The organism is Mesorhizobium sp. RCAM 05099 (genome assembly GCF_059683685.1).
On the sequence record NZ_CM185035.1, the window covers coordinates 6,988,039 to 7,003,713 of the forward strand.

18 protein-coding genes are annotated in these 15,675 nt (G+C 64.1%); 15 read left to right on the forward strand and 3 right to left on the reverse strand.

Going from position 1 to position 15,675, the window contains the following annotated elements:
• Positions 1 to 16: 16 nt before the first annotated feature.
• The 15 genes from AC56QQ_RS34545 (at position 17) to AC56QQ_RS34615 (ending at position 13,944) form a co-directional block, all read left to right on the forward strand.
• Entirely contained in the window at positions 17 to 706 is a 690-nt protein-coding gene (locus AC56QQ_RS34545) for a PIG-L deacetylase family protein (RefSeq protein ID WP_489859143.1), read from the forward strand.
• Between the two features lie 283 nt (positions 707 to 989).
• Positions 990 to 2,321 (forward strand): ABC transporter substrate-binding protein, encoded by a 1,332-nt coding sequence (locus AC56QQ_RS34550; protein WP_091580678.1) that lies wholly within the window; start codon positions 990 to 992, stop codon positions 2,319 to 2,321.
• Between the two features lie 109 nt (positions 2,322 to 2,430).
• The gene (locus AC56QQ_RS34555; RefSeq protein ID WP_497129236.1) at positions 2,431 to 3,378 is read left to right on the forward strand and encodes a carbohydrate ABC transporter permease; all 948 of its coding nucleotides are present in this window, start codon (positions 2,431 to 2,433) and stop codon (positions 3,376 to 3,378) included.
• Complete coding sequence (locus tag AC56QQ_RS34560; protein ID WP_256749110.1) at positions 3,375 to 4,325, forward strand: carbohydrate ABC transporter permease; 951 nt, start codon at positions 3,375 to 3,377, stop codon at positions 4,323 to 4,325. The genes AC56QQ_RS34555 and AC56QQ_RS34560 overlap by 4 nt, the downstream gene beginning before the upstream one ends.
• A 2-nt stretch (positions 4,326 to 4,327) precedes the next feature.
• Positions 4,328 to 4,528 carry a hypothetical protein gene (locus AC56QQ_RS34565; protein WP_497125012.1) on the forward strand — a complete coding sequence of 67 codons (201 nt, stop codon included), beginning with the start codon at positions 4,328 to 4,330 and terminating at the stop codon, positions 4,526 to 4,528.
• Between the two features lie 3 nt (positions 4,529 to 4,531).
• Positions 4,532 to 5,644, forward strand: a complete 1,113-nt coding sequence (locus tag AC56QQ_RS34570) for an ABC transporter ATP-binding protein (protein ID WP_489859142.1) — start codon at positions 4,532 to 4,534, stop codon at positions 5,642 to 5,644.
• Entirely contained in the window at positions 5,637 to 6,650 is a 1,014-nt protein-coding gene (locus AC56QQ_RS34575) for an ABC transporter ATP-binding protein (RefSeq protein WP_497125014.1), read from the forward strand. The genes AC56QQ_RS34570 and AC56QQ_RS34575 overlap by 8 nt, the downstream gene beginning before the upstream one ends.
• Before the next feature lie 74 nt (positions 6,651 to 6,724).
• Positions 6,725 to 8,368 (forward strand): dihydroxyacetone kinase subunit DhaK, encoded by a 1,644-nt coding sequence (locus AC56QQ_RS34580; protein WP_497125015.1) that lies wholly within the window; start codon positions 6,725 to 6,727, stop codon positions 8,366 to 8,368.
• A gap of 72 nt (positions 8,369 to 8,440) precedes the next feature.
• On the forward strand, positions 8,441 to 9,043 hold the full coding sequence (dhaL, locus tag AC56QQ_RS34585) for a dihydroxyacetone kinase subunit DhaL (RefSeq protein ID WP_497125017.1): 603 nt from the start codon (positions 8,441 to 8,443) through the stop codon (positions 9,041 to 9,043).
• The gene (gene dhaM, locus AC56QQ_RS34590; RefSeq protein WP_027040441.1) at positions 9,040 to 9,429 is read left to right on the forward strand and encodes a dihydroxyacetone kinase phosphoryl donor subunit DhaM; all 390 of its coding nucleotides are present in this window, start codon (positions 9,040 to 9,042) and stop codon (positions 9,427 to 9,429) included. Before dhaL ends, dhaM begins: the two co-directional genes overlap by 4 nt.
• A gap of 21 nt (positions 9,430 to 9,450) precedes the next feature.
• Complete coding sequence (locus AC56QQ_RS34595; RefSeq protein WP_497125019.1) at positions 9,451 to 9,753, forward strand: HPr family phosphocarrier protein; 303 nt, start codon at positions 9,451 to 9,453, stop codon at positions 9,751 to 9,753.
• The gene (gene ptsP / locus AC56QQ_RS34600; protein WP_497125020.1) at positions 9,737 to 11,338 is read left to right on the forward strand and encodes a phosphoenolpyruvate--protein phosphotransferase; all 1,602 of its coding nucleotides are present in this window, start codon (positions 9,737 to 9,739) and stop codon (positions 11,336 to 11,338) included. Before AC56QQ_RS34595 ends, ptsP begins: the two co-directional genes overlap by 17 nt.
• Before the next feature lie 11 nt (positions 11,339 to 11,349).
• Positions 11,350 to 11,772 carry a hypothetical protein gene (locus AC56QQ_RS34605; protein WP_489859136.1) on the forward strand — a complete coding sequence of 141 codons (423 nt, stop codon included), beginning with the start codon at positions 11,350 to 11,352 and terminating at the stop codon, positions 11,770 to 11,772.
• Between the two features lie 25 nt (positions 11,773 to 11,797).
• Positions 11,798 to 12,784 carry a dihydroxyacetone kinase subunit DhaK gene (gene dhaK / locus AC56QQ_RS34610; RefSeq protein ID WP_497125021.1) on the forward strand — a complete coding sequence of 329 codons (987 nt, stop codon included), beginning with the start codon at positions 11,798 to 11,800 and terminating at the stop codon, positions 12,782 to 12,784.
• 134 nt (positions 12,785 to 12,918) lie between these two features.
• Positions 12,919 to 13,944 (forward strand): nucleotidyltransferase family protein, encoded by a 1,026-nt coding sequence (locus AC56QQ_RS34615; protein WP_497125022.1) that lies wholly within the window; start codon positions 12,919 to 12,921, stop codon positions 13,942 to 13,944.
• Between the two features lie 9 nt (positions 13,945 to 13,953).
• Here the strand turns inward: AC56QQ_RS34615 and AC56QQ_RS34620 are convergent, their stop codons facing one another.
• From AC56QQ_RS34620 to AC56QQ_RS34630, 3 genes are read right to left on the reverse strand one after another with little or no spacing between them, the layout of a single operon-like run.
• The gene (locus AC56QQ_RS34620) at positions 13,954 to 14,925 is read right to left on the reverse strand and encodes a serine kinase (protein WP_497125023.1); all 972 of its coding nucleotides are present in this window, start codon (positions 14,923 to 14,925) and stop codon (positions 13,954 to 13,956) included.
• A complete protein-coding gene (locus tag AC56QQ_RS34625) occupies positions 14,922 to 15,356 on the reverse strand; it encodes a lasso peptide biosynthesis B2 protein (protein WP_497125024.1) in 435 nt (144 codons plus the stop codon). The genes AC56QQ_RS34620 and AC56QQ_RS34625 overlap by 4 nt, the downstream gene beginning before the upstream one ends.
• 33 nt (positions 15,357 to 15,389) lie before the next feature.
• Positions 15,390 to 15,674, reverse strand: coding sequence for a PqqD family protein (locus tag AC56QQ_RS34630; protein ID WP_269908005.1), 285 nt, complete (start codon positions 15,672 to 15,674; stop codon positions 15,390 to 15,392).
• Position 15,675: the final 1 nt, after the last annotated feature.

The window sequence follows — 15,675 nt, forward strand, 5'->3', positions numbered from 1 at the left end:
CCGGGGAGAGAGTAGCGTGAAAATACTGGCTCTCGGCGCGCATCCGGACGACATCGAGATCTTCATGTTCGGTACGATGGCGGCCTATGCCGCGCAAGGCGCAGAACTCACTTTCGCCATAGCCACGGATGGCGCCAAGGGCGGCAAGGGTGATCCAGGCGCGCTTGCCCGGGCACGCCGGCAGGAGGCGGCCCAAGCGGCGGCCCTGCTTGGTGCCACGCCACGCTTCCTCGACTTCCCGGATGGCGGGCTGGTGGCCGACGCGGCACTCATCGCGGCGCTGACGACGCTGATCGGCGAGATCGGCCCGGATCTCGCGATCACGCACGCGCCGAACGACTATCACGGCGACCACCGCGCGCTGTCGGATGGCGTGCGCATCGCCGCCTCGTTCGCCGTTCCGGTGCTGCATGCCGACACGCTCGGCGGCACCGGTTTTTCGCCGACACATTATGTCGATATTTCCGCGCATGCCGCCGTCAAGGCCAAGGCGATCCGCATGCACCAGTCGCAGGACCCGGAGCGTTTCGTCGACGCCGCCCGGACGCAGAACGCCTTTCGTTCCGGCCAGTGCAATGGCGCGCAGGGTTCGTTGGCCGAAGCCTTCCGTTTCGAGCCGGTATTTCCCTTCGCCGACATCCGCGCCCTGCTGCCGCCAGCGCCGATGATCCGGCCGGTGATGGTCAGCACCAGACGGGTCGACTGAGACGAAGGGACGTTCGGGTCTGCTCGAGATCAGCCTGCACGGCTTCCATGCTCCGCACGGACCTGACCGGCGGTCCGCGCTTTTCCCAACGTTTTCAGACACCGGCGCGGGATGCTGCGGCGCAGCAACGAATTTGCTTGCGTTGTTTAGTAAAAAATGGATCACTAAACAAATTACTAAACATCTGCCGCGCTCCGGCGCCGCCGTGTTTAGGCCCCTGAGGAGAGGGGTTGAGGGCTCTTGAAACCGTCATCCGGGCGCGTTTCGCAAATGGGAGGAAGGCATGAAATCGAGCTTGAAAATGGCGTTGGGACTGGCCTCGGCGATGGTTGCGTCGACAGCGGTTTCGAACGTCGCGCACGCTGAAGACCTGACGCTGTGCTGGGCCGCCTGGGACCCGGCCAACGCGCTTGTCGAACTGTCCAAGGACTTCACCAAGGAAACCGGCATCGGCATGAAATTCGAATTCGTGCCGTGGACCAACTATGCCGATCGCTTCCTCAACGAGCTGAACTCGCACGGCAAGCTGTGCGACCTGATCATCGGCGACAGCCAGTGGATCGGCGGCGCCGCCGAGAACGGCCACTATGTCAAGCTGAACGATTTCTTCGACAAGGAGAAGATCAGCATGGACGACTTCGTGCCGGCAACCGTCGTCGGCTATTCGGAATGGCCGAAGAACACGCCGAACTACTGGGCGCTGCCGGCAATGGGCGACGTCGTCGGCTGGACCTATCGCAAGGACTGGTTCTCCAAGCCGGAACTGCAGAAGGAATTCAAGGAGAAATACGGCTGGGATCTCGGCCCGCCGGCGACCTTCGACCAGTTGAAGCAGATCGCCGAATTCTTCCAGAAGCGGCAGATCGACGGAAAGACCGTCTATGGCGCCTCGATCTACACCGAGCGCGGCTCGGAAGGCATCACCATGGGCGCCATGGACGTGCTCTACAGCTACGGCTTCCAGTACGAGAACCCCAAGAAGCCCTACGAGATGGAAGGCTACGTCAACTCCGACAAGTCGGTGAAGGGCCTCGAGTTCTACAAGGCGCTCTATGATTGCTGCACCCCGCCGGGCGCCTCGAACAGCTACATGGGCGAAGGCGTCGATGCCTTCAAATCCGGCCAGGTGGCGATGCACATGAACTTCGCCTTCACGTGGCCGGGCCTGCAGAAGGACGAGAATGTCGGCGGCGACAAGATCGGTTACTTCGTCAATCCCAAGGGGCCTGACGGCGACCAGTTCGCCCAGCTCGGCGGCCAGGGTATCTCGGTAGTGTCCTATTCCGACAAGCAGGAATCGGCGCTGAAATACATCAAGTGGTTCGCCAACAAGGACGTCCAGGCCAAATGGTGGTCGCTCGGCGGGTATTCCTGTCTCAACGCGGTGGTGAAGGATCCGAAGTTCCCGGCCAGCCAACCCTACGCGCAGACCTTCCTCGACTCGATGGCCATCGTGAAGGACTTCTGGGCCGAACCGAGCTACGCGCCGCTGCTGCAGGCGTCGCAGAAGCGCTTCCATGACTATGTCGTCGCCGGCCAGGGTTCGGCCAAGGATGCGCTCGACGGCCTGGTCAAGGACTGGACCCAGGTCTTCCAGGACGATGGCAAGATGTAACCGGCTCCTCCCGAGCTAGGCCGAAGCGTCCCGTGCCGCCCTTGGCACGGGACGCAGTTCAGATAAATTCATGACAGAGACGACCCAAGTGACCGAAGCAGGACTGACCATGCTCAATCGGACCGCGGAGAACGTTGCCCGGGCGACCCCGGAGCCGTTGGCCCGCAGGGTCCGGGGCATCAGCGACAAGGGGCTCGCCTGGCTATTCATCTCGCCAACGATCCTGCTGCTGCTCGCCATCAACATCTTTCCGCTGTTCTGGGCGATCTATCTGTCGTTCACCAATTACCGCGCCAACCGCCCCAACGAGGTGGTGAAGAATCTCGGCTTCGCCAATTATCAGCGCATCCTCGGCGACCAGGACATCTGGATCGCGATGCAGACGACGGCGCATTTCGTGTTCTGGACCATCCTGTTACAGACGCTGATCGGCTTCACGCTGGCCTGGTTGATCGACAGGAAATTCCGTGGCCATGCCTTCTGGACGACGCTGATCCTGGTGCCGATGATGCTGTCGCCGGCGGTGGTGGGCAATTTCTGGCGCTTCCTCTACGAACCGCAGATCGGCCTGTTCGCCTATGCCATCTCCTTCGTGTCAGGCATTCCGCCGACAAACATCCAGATGCTCTCCAACGTCTCGCTGGCGCCGTGGTCGATCATCATCGTCGACACCTGGATGTGGACGCCTTACGTGATGCTGATCTGCCTCGCCGGCCTGCGCTCCATCCCCGAATACATCTATGAGGCGGCCGAGGTCGACCGCGCCTCCAACTGGCGGCAGTTCTGGTCGATCACGCTGCCGATGGCGCTGCCCTTCATCATGCTGGCGGTGCTGTTTCGCGGCATCGAGAATTTCAAGATGTTCGACATGGTCAATCTGTTGACCGGCGGTGGACCGGGCTCGACCACCGAGGTCGCCTCGATCACGCTGAAGCGACAGGCTTTCGAGAGCTGGCGCACCGGCTATTCCTCGGCCTTCGCCATCATCCTGTTCGTCGCGGTGTTCGGGCTGGCCAACATCTACGTCAAGGCGCTCAACAAGGTGAAGCAGAGATGAGCCTGACCACCGCCCATTCGGTCGTCGCACCGTCTGCGAATTCGAAGCGGATCGCGGGCGCGATCATCATCGCCTACGCGCTGATCTCGATCGTGCCGTTGCTGTGGATCTTCGCCACCAGCTTCAAGACGCCGCCGGACTCGATCGCCTATCCGCCCAAGATCCTGTTCCAGCCGAGCCTCGAAGGTTACTGCAATTTGTTCACGACGCGGACGCGGCAGACACCGGAATACATCAACTCGCTGGGCCCGGCGACGAGCTTCTGCGACGAGACCACGCGCAAGCGCAACATGGTCATCGCCGGCCCGTCCAACTTCGTGCCGCGCTTCGTCAACTCGCTGATCATCGCCTTCGGCTCGACCTTCTGTGCCGTCTTCCTCGGCACGCTGTCGGCCTACGGCTTCTCGCGCTTCAAGGTGCCGCTGGCCGACGACCTTCTGTTCTTCATCCTGTCGACGCGCATGATGCCGCCGATCGCCGTCGCCATTCCGATCTACCTGATGTACCGCGAGCTTGGCCTGTCGGACACCGCACTCGGCATGATCCTGCTCTACACGGCGGTCAACGTGTCGCTGGCGGTGTGGCTGCTCAAAGGCTTCATCGACGAGATCCCGCGCGAATATGAGGAAGCGGCGATGATCGACGGCTATACGCGGCTGCAGGCCTTCTGGCGCACCGTGCTGCCGCAGGCGACGACCGGCATCGCCGCGACCGCCATCTTCTGCCTGATCTTCGCCTGGAACGAATATGCGTTCGCTGCTCTGTTGACCTCCGGCACGGCGCAGACCGCGCCACCGTTCATCCCGACCATCATCGGCGAAGGCGGCCAGGACTGGCCGGCCGTGGCTGCCGGCACGACGATCTTCCTGGTGCCGATCCTGGTTTTCACCATCCTGCTTCGCAAGCAATTGCTGCGCGGCATCACCTTCGGCGCGGTGCGCAAATGAGCATGACCAATCCAGTAAAAAGCAAATCGCGCTGGCCGGCCTGGGCCAGGCGCGGCCTGATGGAAAACATCGCGACGGCGCTGATCGCCATCGGCTTCCTGATGCTGTTCCAGCCCTTCGCGCTGTCGCTCTACACCTATTCCTTCATCACCATGCTCGCCGGCACCGTGATGTTCATCATCGTCTCGAAATTTCCGGAGTAGGTGATGGCCGAGATCCGTGTTCAGCATCTGAGAAAGGCCTTCGGCGATTTCGTCGCCGTGCAGGATTCCAACTTCGTCGTCGAGGACGGCGAGTTCTTCGTCATGCTCGGGCCTTCGGGCTGCGGCAAGACGACGACACTGCGCATGATCGCCGGGCTCGAATTGCCGACGGGCGGCGAGATCCTGCTTGGCGGCGAGGACGTCACCATGCGCCGCGCCCGCGAGCGCGACATCGCTTTCGTCTTCCAGCTGTTCGCGCTCTATCCGCACATGAACGTGCGCAAGAACATCGGCTTCCCCTTGCTGGCGCAAGGCATGCCTTCGGCCGAGATCCGCACCCGGGTCGAGGAGACGGCGAAGCTGTTGCGCATCGACCATCTGCTCAACAAATCCGTCTCCGGCCTCGCCGGCGGCGACCGTCAGCGGGTGGCGCTCGGCCGCGCCATCGTGCGGCGGCCAAAGTGCTTCCTGATGGATGAACCGCTGGGGACCCTTGATACCGAATTCCGCGATTTGATGGTCCATGAGTTGCGCGAGTTGCACAACCGCATCCACGCCACCACCGTCTATGTCACGCATGACCAGATGGAAGCGATGTCGATGGCCGACAAGATCGCGGTGATGAACCATGGCGTCATCGAACAGTTCGGCACGCCGCGTGAGATATACGATCGTCCGGCAACCATGTTCGTCGCCGACTTCATCGGCTCGCCGCCGATGAATTTCTTGGGATTTGGCGGCGGATTGGCAAAGGGCGCCAGGGAGATCGTCGTCCAGGGCGCGAAGGTCGCGGTGCCGGAAGTGCGTGAGGATATCGCGCCGGCCGACATGGCGCTCGGCATCCGGCCGGAACACATCCGCTTCGACGATGCCTCCAAGCTGCGCGGCGCCATCTACGGCACCGAATATCTCGGCACCACGCAGATCGTCGCGGTGGAGACGGCGGATGGCATCATCAAGGCACGCGTGCCGGCGGAGATCCGCCTCGCCACCGGCGATCATGTCGGCCTGACGCTGAGCAGCGCCCGCCTGTCGCTGTTCGAGAAAAGCTCCGGTCGCGCGGTGAGAACCGCGATCCACGATGTGGCCTCGCAGCGGAGGGCGCAGCATGGCTGACGTGCACATCAGAAACGTGACCAAGAGCTTCGGCGACCATGTCGCCGTCAACGATCTCGACCTGCATATATCAGACGGTGAATTCGTCGTGCTGCTTGGGCCGACCGGGGCCGGCAAGACGACGACGCTGCGGCTGATCGCCGGACTGGAGCGGCCGGACGCCGGCGCAATTCGCATTGGCGGCCACGATGCCACGACGCTGTCGCCGGCCGAGCGCGACACCGCCTTCGTGTTCCAGCAATATTCGCTCTATCCGCATCTGTCGGTGTTCGACAATCTTGCCTTCCCGCTGCGTTCGCCAGCGCGAAAAATGCCGGAAGACCAGATCCGCCGCCGGGTCGAGGAGGTGGCGAAGATGGTGCGCATCCATCACAAGCTCGCCAACCGCTCGACCAAACTTTCTGGCGGCGAAATGCAGCGCGTCGCCATCGGTCGCGCCTTGGTGCGCAAGCCGGCCATCTATCTGATGGACGAGCCGCTGTCGTCGCTCGACGCCAAGCTGCGCGCTGATCTGCGGCTCGAACTGAAGCGCATCCAGTCCGAACTCGGCGCCACCATGCTCTATGTCACGCATGACCAGATCGAGGCGATGACCATGGCCGATCGCATCGGCATCCTCGCCGATGGCGTGCTGGTGCAGATCGGCACACCGAGGACGATCTATTCCGAGCCGGCAAACCTGCATGTCGCTGCGCGACTCGGCCAGCCGGCGATCAATCTGCTGCCGGCCGGTCTGCTGCCGGATGGTGGGACACCAGCGGGAACCATGACGATCGGCGCGCGCACCGAACATCTCTCTATCGAGAAGGCGATGAATGGCCATGCCGACGGCGTTGTCGACTGGGTCGAGCATCTCGGCGACCAGAACCACCTGCATGTGACGGTGGGTTCCAGGAAGCTGGTGACGCTGACCGATCCCGACACGGATCTGGCACAGGGCGACAAAGTGGTGATCCGCTACCGGTCGCCGCTCTATTTTGGTGCCGACGGACAAAGGCTGATGTGAACGGTTTTCGGTGTTCCCTGCCAAGGGTCAACGCACGCTCTGATTGACGATTGCTGATAGACTGGACGAATTCGATGAAGCACTTTTTCAATCGCAGGGAAACGATCGTGACGGAGGCGCTGGATGGCCTCCTGAGGACAATTGGCGCAGGCGACCTCGCGCGTCTGGACGGCTATCCCGAGATCAAGGTCATCCTGCGCGCCGATTGGGACAAGACGAGAGTCAGCGTCGTTTCAGGCGGCGGCGCCGGGCACGAGCCGTCGCATGCCGGCTTCGTCGGCAAGGGGATGCTGACGGCGGCGGTCTCGGGCGAGATCTTCGCTTCGCCCAGCGTGGAGGCGGTGCTGGCAGCCATTCGCGCGGTCACCGGCCCGGCCGGCTGCCTGCTGATCGTCAAGAACTATACCGGCGACCGCCTCAATTTCGGCCTCGCCGCCGAGAAGGCGCGCGCCGAGGGTTTTCGTGTCGAGATGGTGATCGTCGCGGACGACATCGCCTTGCCGGATATCAACCAGCCGCGCGGCGTTGCCGGCACCTTGTTCGTGCACAAGATATCAGGCCACCTGTCGGAAGCCGGCCACGATCTGGCCGACGTCGCGGCGGCGGCGCGGGCCGCCGCAGCGGACATCGTTTCGCTCGGCATGTCGCTGTCGTCCTGTTCGATCCCGGGCCAACCTCATGAAGACAGGTTTGGCGCGGACGATGGCGAACTCGGTCTCGGCATTCACGGCGAACCGGGTGTCGAGCGCATCGCCGTGCAAAGCGTCGACAGGCTGGTCGCGATCATGGCGGAGCGCCTCGCGGCGGGGCTCGACCCGAAAGCCGGCTATGCCCTGCTGATCAACAATCTCGGTTCCGTACCGCCGCTCGAAATGTCGCTTGTCGCCAATGCCGTGCTTGCCTCGCCGCTCGCTCGGACGGTCAAGCTGACGATCGGCCCTGGACCGCTGATGACGGCGCTCAACATGAACGGCTTCTCGCTGTCGCTCATCCGGCTCGATGCAGCGCGCGAGGCGGCATTGCGCGCGCCCGTCGGCCCGCACGCCTGGATGCCGGCAAAGACCGTTGTCGCGCCTTCCGTCATGCCGCTGGCGAAACCCGCCACCGAAAGCGCGGCCAGCAAGCCCAGCCAAGATGCACGCAGCAGGCGCCTTGTGGTCACCATCTGCGAAAGGCTGATCTCGCTCGAAACCACTTTGAACGGGCTGGACGCCAAGGCCGGCGATGGCGACACCGGCTCGACGGTGGCGACCGGCGCGCGCAGTGTCCTCGACCGGCTGGATACACTGCCGCTTGCCGACCCCGCCGCAACCCTTGGCGCGGTCGGCGACATTCTGAGCGCATCCATGGGCGGCTCCAGCGGCGTGCTGCTGTCGATCTTCTTCACGGCGGCGGCGCAGGCCCTGGACGGCGGTGCCAGCATGGCCAAGGCACTGCTTGCGGGCCTCGAACGGATGACCTTCTACGGCGGGGCGAGAATTGGCGATCGCACCATGGTCGATGCCCTGGAGCCCGCGCTCAAAGCGCTCCACGCCAAGGGGCTGGAGGAAGCGGCAACCGCGGCCCGACGCGGCGCCGAGGCCACCGCCGCGATGGACAAGGCGAAGGCCGGGCGGTCAGCCTATGTCGGCAGCAAGCTGCACGGCGTGGTCGACCCCGGGGCTCATGCCGTGGCCGAGGTCTTCGCGGCCTTGGCCGCACTGCATGCAGCGGCCTGACGCATGCTTCAGTTGTCGAGCGACAGTTCTTTCGATACTGCCGGCGGGATGGAAACCGGGAATTTGCGCGACATGGCGGGGTTGAACCTTTCCAGGCTGATCACGGCCGCCGCGGACACGATTGCCGCTCATGCCGAGGAGTTGACGGCGCTCGACCAGGCGATCGGCGACGGCGACCACGGGCTGAACATGAAGCGTGGCTTCGAGGCCGTGCGTGGCGAGGCGGAAGCGTTTTCGGCCAAGCCGCTGCCCGAGGCCCTGAGGGCGATTGGCACCAAGCTGGTGATGACGGTCGGCGGCGCTTCAGGTCCCTTGTTCGGCACCCTTTTCATGGCGCTCGGCAAGGAGATTTCCGGCGCGCCCGATCGCGCCAATCTGACGGCGGCTTTTGGCAAGGCCATCGAAGCGGTGGCGGCGCGAGGCAAGTCGCAGGTTGGACAGAAGACAATGCTCGACGTGCTGCAGCCCGTGCATGACGCTTTGCTGCGGGGAAAAGCCCCCTCTGAAATCGCCGTTATCGCCGACGCGGCGGCCGAGGCAACCGTGCCGATGAAGGCCCTGCGTGGCCGCGCTTCGTTCCTCGGCGACCGTTCGATCGGTCATATGGACGCCGGCGCACGCTCAACCGCGCTGCTGGTGTGGACAGTGGCGAAAACCCTTGGGGAAAGCGCATGAGCAATGTCGGTATCGTCATCGTCTCGCATTCGCCGCTGGTCGCCGAGGGCACGGCCGACATGGTGCGGCAGATGGTGGGCGACGAAGTGCCGCTTGCATGGTGCGGCGGAAACGGCCATGGCGGGCTCGGCACCAATGTCGAGGCGATCATGGGTGCCATCGACAAGGCCTGGTCCGAAGCCGGGGTCGCCATCCTGGTCGATCTCGGCGGTGCGGAGACCAACAGCGAAATGGCGGTCGAGATGATCGGCGAGCCGCGTTCGCAGAAGATCATCGTCTGCAACGCGCCGATCGTCGAAGGCGCGGTGATGGCCGCGACCGAGGCTTCCGGCGGCGCCTCGCTGAAGGAAGTGGTGGCGACGGCGCATGAATTGTCGCCGTCGTGAGCGAACGGGAATTTTGAAAACATGTCCGCATCCGCCGAAGCGAGCGTCCTGATCACCCACGAGGTGGGTCTGCACGCGCGTCCTTCGGTGAAGTTCACCAAGCTTGCCAAGACCTTTGCCGCCGACGTGGAAATAGCGCTTGCGACCAACGGGCCATGGTTCGACGCCAAGAGCATCGTCAAGGTGATGGCGGCCAAGGCGCCGAAGGGCACGGTGCTGCATATCAGGGCCAGCGGCGATGGCGCCGATAATGCCGTCGACGCGCTGGTCGAACTGGTGCGGCGCGATTTCGACGAAGGCGCGGACCATGTCCGGACCGCATAGGCTGCAGGGCATTTCGGCCTCGGCCGGTTATGCCGAGGGTCCGCTGTTCGACCTCGACCGGAGTGCCGCATCCTATGTCGGCAAGGCAACAGTCGCTGAAGAGAGAGCCGCGCTCCAGACAGCGATAAGCGCAGCGACCGGCCGGCTCGCCGCGCTGATCGCGGCGAGCGAAGGCGATGCCGCCGACATTCTCGAGTTCCAGCTCGCGATGCTCACGGACGATGCACTGACCGGCCCGGCTTTTTCGCACATTGCCGAGGGCACGGCCGCCGATTTGGCCTGGCGCCGGGCACTCGACGCGGAAATCGCCGGCTATGAGACGTCTGACCAGGATTATTTCCGGGCGCGTGCGGCCGACATCCGCGACATCAGGGACCAGGTGCTGCGGGCACTGACCGAGGATGGCGACATCCAGGCACCGGCCGGCGCCATTCTCTACGGCGATGACATCGCGCCGACACGTTTTCTCGAAACCGACTGGAGTTGCGGTGGCGGCATCGCGCTGAAGGCAGGCAGCACGGCGAGCCATGTCGCCATGCTGGCGCGTTCGCGTGGCGTGCCGATGGTTGTCGGGCTTGGGGTGGTTGGCCTTGGCGCTCCGCCAGCCAAACTTGCCGGCACGGCGCTGCTCGACGCCGAGCATGGCGGGATCGTGCTGTCGCCCTCGAGGGCCGAGATCGACGCCTTTCGCCAATCGTCCTCATCATTCGCGGCGCGCCGCGACCTGGCTGGGACTTTCCTGGCCCGGCCGGCGATGACCAAGACCGGCACGGCGGTGCGCGTGCAGGTCAACATCGCCGACCCGTCCGATGTCGACGGCATCGATATCGCGACCTGCGACGGTGTCGGGCTGATGCGCACCGAATTCCTGTTCGGCAGGACGCTGCCGGACGAGGACACGCAGTACCGCGCCTATCGCAAGGTGCTGGAATGGGCCGGTAAAAAGCCGGTGACGATCCGCACCGTCGATGCCGGCGGCGACAAGCCGGTGCCTGGCTTCACCGTCGAGGAAGGCAATCCGTTCCTCGGCCTGCGCGGGATCAGGCTGTCGCTGGCGCGGCCCGAGGTGTTTCGTGTACAAATCCGTGCGCTGCTGCGCGCCGCTGTCCACGGCAGCCTGAAAGTGATGTTCCCGATGATCGCCGTTGTGGAGGAATACAGGCAGGCCGCGGCAATGTTCGCCGAGGAGCAGGCAACGCTGGCCGCGCGTGGCATCGCGCATGAAATGCCGCCGCTTGGCATCATGGTCGAGGTGCCGTCGGTGGCGATCGTGCCGGAGGCCTTTACTGATGCCGCCTTCTTCTCGATCGGCTCCAATGACCTCACCCAGTATGTCATGGCGGCCGCCCGCGACAACGCTGCCGTGGCGCATCTCAATTCAGTCCGCCATCCGGCGGTGCTGCGGCTTGTCGCTGGTGTGACCGCGTTTGGCCAGCGCGAAGGAATCCCGGTCAGCCTGTGCGGTGACGCTGGCGGCGATACCGCCTCGATCCCGTCCCTGCTCGACGCCGGCCTGCGCGATCTTTCCGTCGCTCCGGCTCAACTCGCCATGGCCAAGGCGGCCATCGCGGACGTTTCGGTCTAGGCTCGGCTGGCATGGTCGACAAGACACCTGAACCCGGTTCCGAAGAGGCGATCCGCGCCTACAAGACGATCCTGTCCCAGGTCATCGACCAGCGGCCTTCCGGCATGCGCCAGCGCCTTGCCGACGCGCTTGGCAAGCACCGCAGTTTCGTCACGCAGATTTCAAGCCCGGCCTACTCGATCCCGATCCCGTCGAAACATTTGCCTTCTATCTTCTCCGTCTGCCATTTCAGCCCGGCCGAGCGCGATCAGTTTCTCGCCGCCTATCACCAGGCGCATCCGGGCAAGATGTCTGTCGCGGCGGGCATGCGCAAGACGCGGCATGTTTCGCTGATCGTGCCGGATTTCGGCGACGACAAGCAGAACGCCGCGCTCGACAGGGCGGTCAATGATTTCATCCAGAAGATCACCAGCATCACCGGCAAAGGCAGCTGATCGCCTATTTCGGGAGGAGACGACCGTGAAGAAATTTATCAATTCGGTGGACACGGTGCTGACCGAGAGCCTCGATGGTTTCGTTTCCGCCCACGCCGACATCCTCGTGCTCGGCGACGGGCACAAATTCGTCCGCCGCAAGACCTTGCGGCCGGGCAAGGTGGCGCTGATCTCCGGTGGCGGCTCCGGCCACGAGCCGCTGCATGGGGGCTTTGTCGGCCACGGCATGCTGGACGCAGCCTGCCCCGGCCAGGTGTTCACCTCGCCGACGCCGGACCAGATGCTGGCGGCGGCGGAGGCCGTCGACACCGGCGCCGGCTGCCTGTTCATCGTCAAGAACTACGAAGGCGACGTGATGAATTTCGACATGGCGGCCGAAATGTCGGAAGGCGTCCTGCAGGTGGTCACCAATGACGATGTCGCCGTCGAGAACTCGTCCTATACGACCGGCCGACGCGGCGTTGCCGGCACGCTGGTGGTCGAGAAGATCGTCGGCGCGGCCGCCGAGCATGGCATGGCCTTGCCACTGCTGAAGGCGCTGGGCGATCGCGTCAACGGCGTGACCCGCTCGATGGGCGTGGCGCTGACCAGTTGCACGGTGCCGGCCGCCGGCAAGCCAACCTTCGACATCGGCGATGGCGAGATGGAATTCGGCGTCGGCATCCACGGCGAGCCCGGAAGGCGGCGCGACACATTGAAGAGTGCCGATACCATTACCGAGGAGATATGCGCGGCGATCCTGGGCGATCTGGGCGACAGGGCGAAAGGTCCGGCGCTGCTGTTCGTCAACGGCTTCGGCGGCACGCCGCAGATGGAACTCTACCTGATGTACAACAGCGCCCGCCGGATTTTCGAGAAGCACGGCGTGACGATAACCCGCTCGCTGGTCGGCACCTATGTCACTTCACTCGACATGGCCGGCTGCTCGATCACGCTGGCCATGCTCGATGACGAGACGACCGGCTGGTGGGATGCGCCCGTCCATACGGCGGCATTGCGCTGGGGCATGTAGAGCAATTCCAGGAAAAGCGTGTAACGGTTTTCCGTCCGGAATTGCGTAAAGCAAATGACCAGAGCGCTGGCTTCAGCCGGGCTTTTCTGCAACCATCCTGGACAATCCCCTCATCCGCAACATTGTCCGGGTTGATGCTGCCATCCCTCACCTCCGCCGAAGAAAAGCTCTTGCTACGCTACGCCGATCCGGAGGTCGCGGCAGTCGGGGAAGATCTGTCGGCAAGGACGCTGACGGCGCTGCTCGACAACGCCGAATTCCATGGCGTCCTGCCGATCATGCTGCGCAAGCTGCAGGAGCGTGGAGACGCGCATCTGTCACCGGACTCCGGCTTCCGGGCGAAGCTTGACGACCTGCGTCAGAAGGCGACGATCGCCACCGGCCAGTCGATGCTGCTGCAGTACCATGGCGACCGCATCATGAAGGGCCTCGCCGCGGAAGACATTCCGGCGCGGATCGTCAAGGGACCGGTCTTCGCGCGAAAGCTCTACCGCAACATTTCCGACAGGCCTTTCACCGACATCGACATCCTCGTCGAACCCGCCAACCTGTCGCGGGCAAACCAGGTGATCGCGGCATGTGGCTTCGAGCTTGGCAGCAACGAGGCCGAATCCTATGCGCTGCAGGAATTCAAATGGCTCGAAAAGGAGAATTCGAGCCTGCTGATCGAACTGCATGGTGACCTGGTGCATGATACCGGCATGCGGCGGCGCCTGTCGCTGGGGTTCAAGGAACTGCGCGTCATCGACGGCGAGGCGTCAGACACACCGGCCGCGCTTTTGACGATCGCCATCGTGCACGCCGCCGGAGGGCACAAGTTCCACCGGCTGCAGCTTTGCGTCGACGTGCTGCAAGGCGTGCGTGCGCTGCGGTCGCCGGAATCGGAAGCCCGCCTGCTCGACGCTGCCCGCATGACCGGCATCGAGCTTGAACTGGCGATTGTGCTCAATGTGACCGGCCGGTTGTTCGACGAACAGCGCGCGCTAGAACTCGCGGGCCGGATCAAGCCCGACCTGTCGATACGACTGGCGAGACGGCTGATCACCACGAACACGCTGCTCGGCGTCAATTCCAGGGACAAGATCGGCTCGCGGCTGCGCCGCGATGCCTTCCGATGGATCCAGCGGCTGGCCAGAGCCAGACCGCACGCCGCCGCCTGACCGGCTCGGTCAGTCCCGTGCCCTCAGGGCATCGCTGGTCAGCGCCGCAGCGTCGGCCGGATGCCTGAAGGTCGGCACCGAAGAAACCAGCCCGGCGATCATCGCCAGCCGGCGTTTCTGCAGCGGCAGCAAACCGGTCATGCCGGTGCGGACATTGTCCATCGCCAGCGCCACCATCGCGTCGGTCCCGGCCATGGGCACAAGCCGGGTCTGGCCGTCGGCGGACCGCGCGAGGTGGAGAAGTGCCGCCACCGGCCTCGCGGTCGGGCTTTCGATTCGTACAATCTCGCTCAACCGCTCCAGCGAGACGGCTTGTTCGCCGTTGCGGTCCCATGACGGACCGAGGCATGGCGACACCTGCGGGATCATCCGCGCGGTCTTCTGGTGGATCTTGACGTGGCGCGGCAGCCCCCAGGCAACGGGCCTAGCGGCTGCCGCGCCCAGGATCATGGCATCGTCGGAGCAAAGGCCGAAGCCTTGCGTTGCCAGCGCCAGCGACGTCGTGGTCTTGCCGGTGCCGCTCGGGGCGTGGATCAACACGACGGCGTCTTGGTCCGGCAGCGTCAGGCCCGCGGTGTGCAGCATATGCTGGCCGCCGGCGTCGAGCGCGGCGTCGAGCACCAGCATCGATGGCGTCCAGGCGGCTTTCGCACCGGGGCGAATCCGGATTTTGGCCCAGCCTTCCTCACCATTGATCGACACAGTCTGGCGTTCGGGAAAGACGAGATGGACGGTGCCACCGTCCTCGATCATCCGGCAATAGCCATCCTCCGGGATTTCGCCATCGAAGACGAGAGATCCATCCGGTGCCTCGTCCAGGACCTCGGCCGCGATAATATCAAGGCGAAAATCCGGCTCGACCGGACCTGTGATACGCAGGCTGGCGAGCATCCTGTCGAAGTCCCGCCACAGATCGGGAGCCTCGGCTGATATGCCGAGGATCTGGCCGTTGAGGCCATAGCACGCTGAAGGTCTGGTCAAGCGGGACGCACCTTTGTGGCATCGGCATGGTGGCGATAGATCTCGACCATGCCGGGAAGGCTGTCACTGACCACCGGCCTGCCGTCGAGGCAGACCCAGCAATGCGCCGACAGGCGCGGCGCCTGCATCGATTTCGGGTCAACTCCGAAGCGGAGGTCCGGATCGAAGCCGGCGAGGCACAGGAATCGATGGCCGAGCAGACCCTCCCTCAGGCATCTGCGGTCGCGCATCAGCCGGGGATGGCGCAAGGTGCGGTTGACGCTGGCGACGACGTAGGCGGACGGCAAGCCGCGATAGGGCGTCGACGAGGCGAGCGGCGCCCATTTGAGCACGTCCTCGAAGCTGCGGTTGCCAACCAGGACCGGCAGCAGCCGCGCGCTCGCCCAGAGATGGCAGCGAAACAGGGCGCGCAGGAGAGGACCGTCAGCCATCATGCGGTACCTTTAGCCATCAAGCGGTACCCATCAAGCGCCTGGGGCGGCGAGGATACCTTCCGAGACCAGATCAGTGGCCAGCGCCGCCATGTCCTGATCAAGCGTGCCCTTGTCGACCTCGAATTCCTCGCAAAGCAGGTCGACGATCTGGTCGAGACTGCGTGCGCCATCGACCTTGTCGAGAAAGGCCTCTGTCGTGCCGTTGCACGTATAGAGCTGGCCGCTGCGTGCCAAAAGCACGACGGCACCGTCGCCGGCATGCTGAACCGAGGCGTCGTCCGCCAGCCGCAAAACAGTTCCAGAGGCAATTTCCATC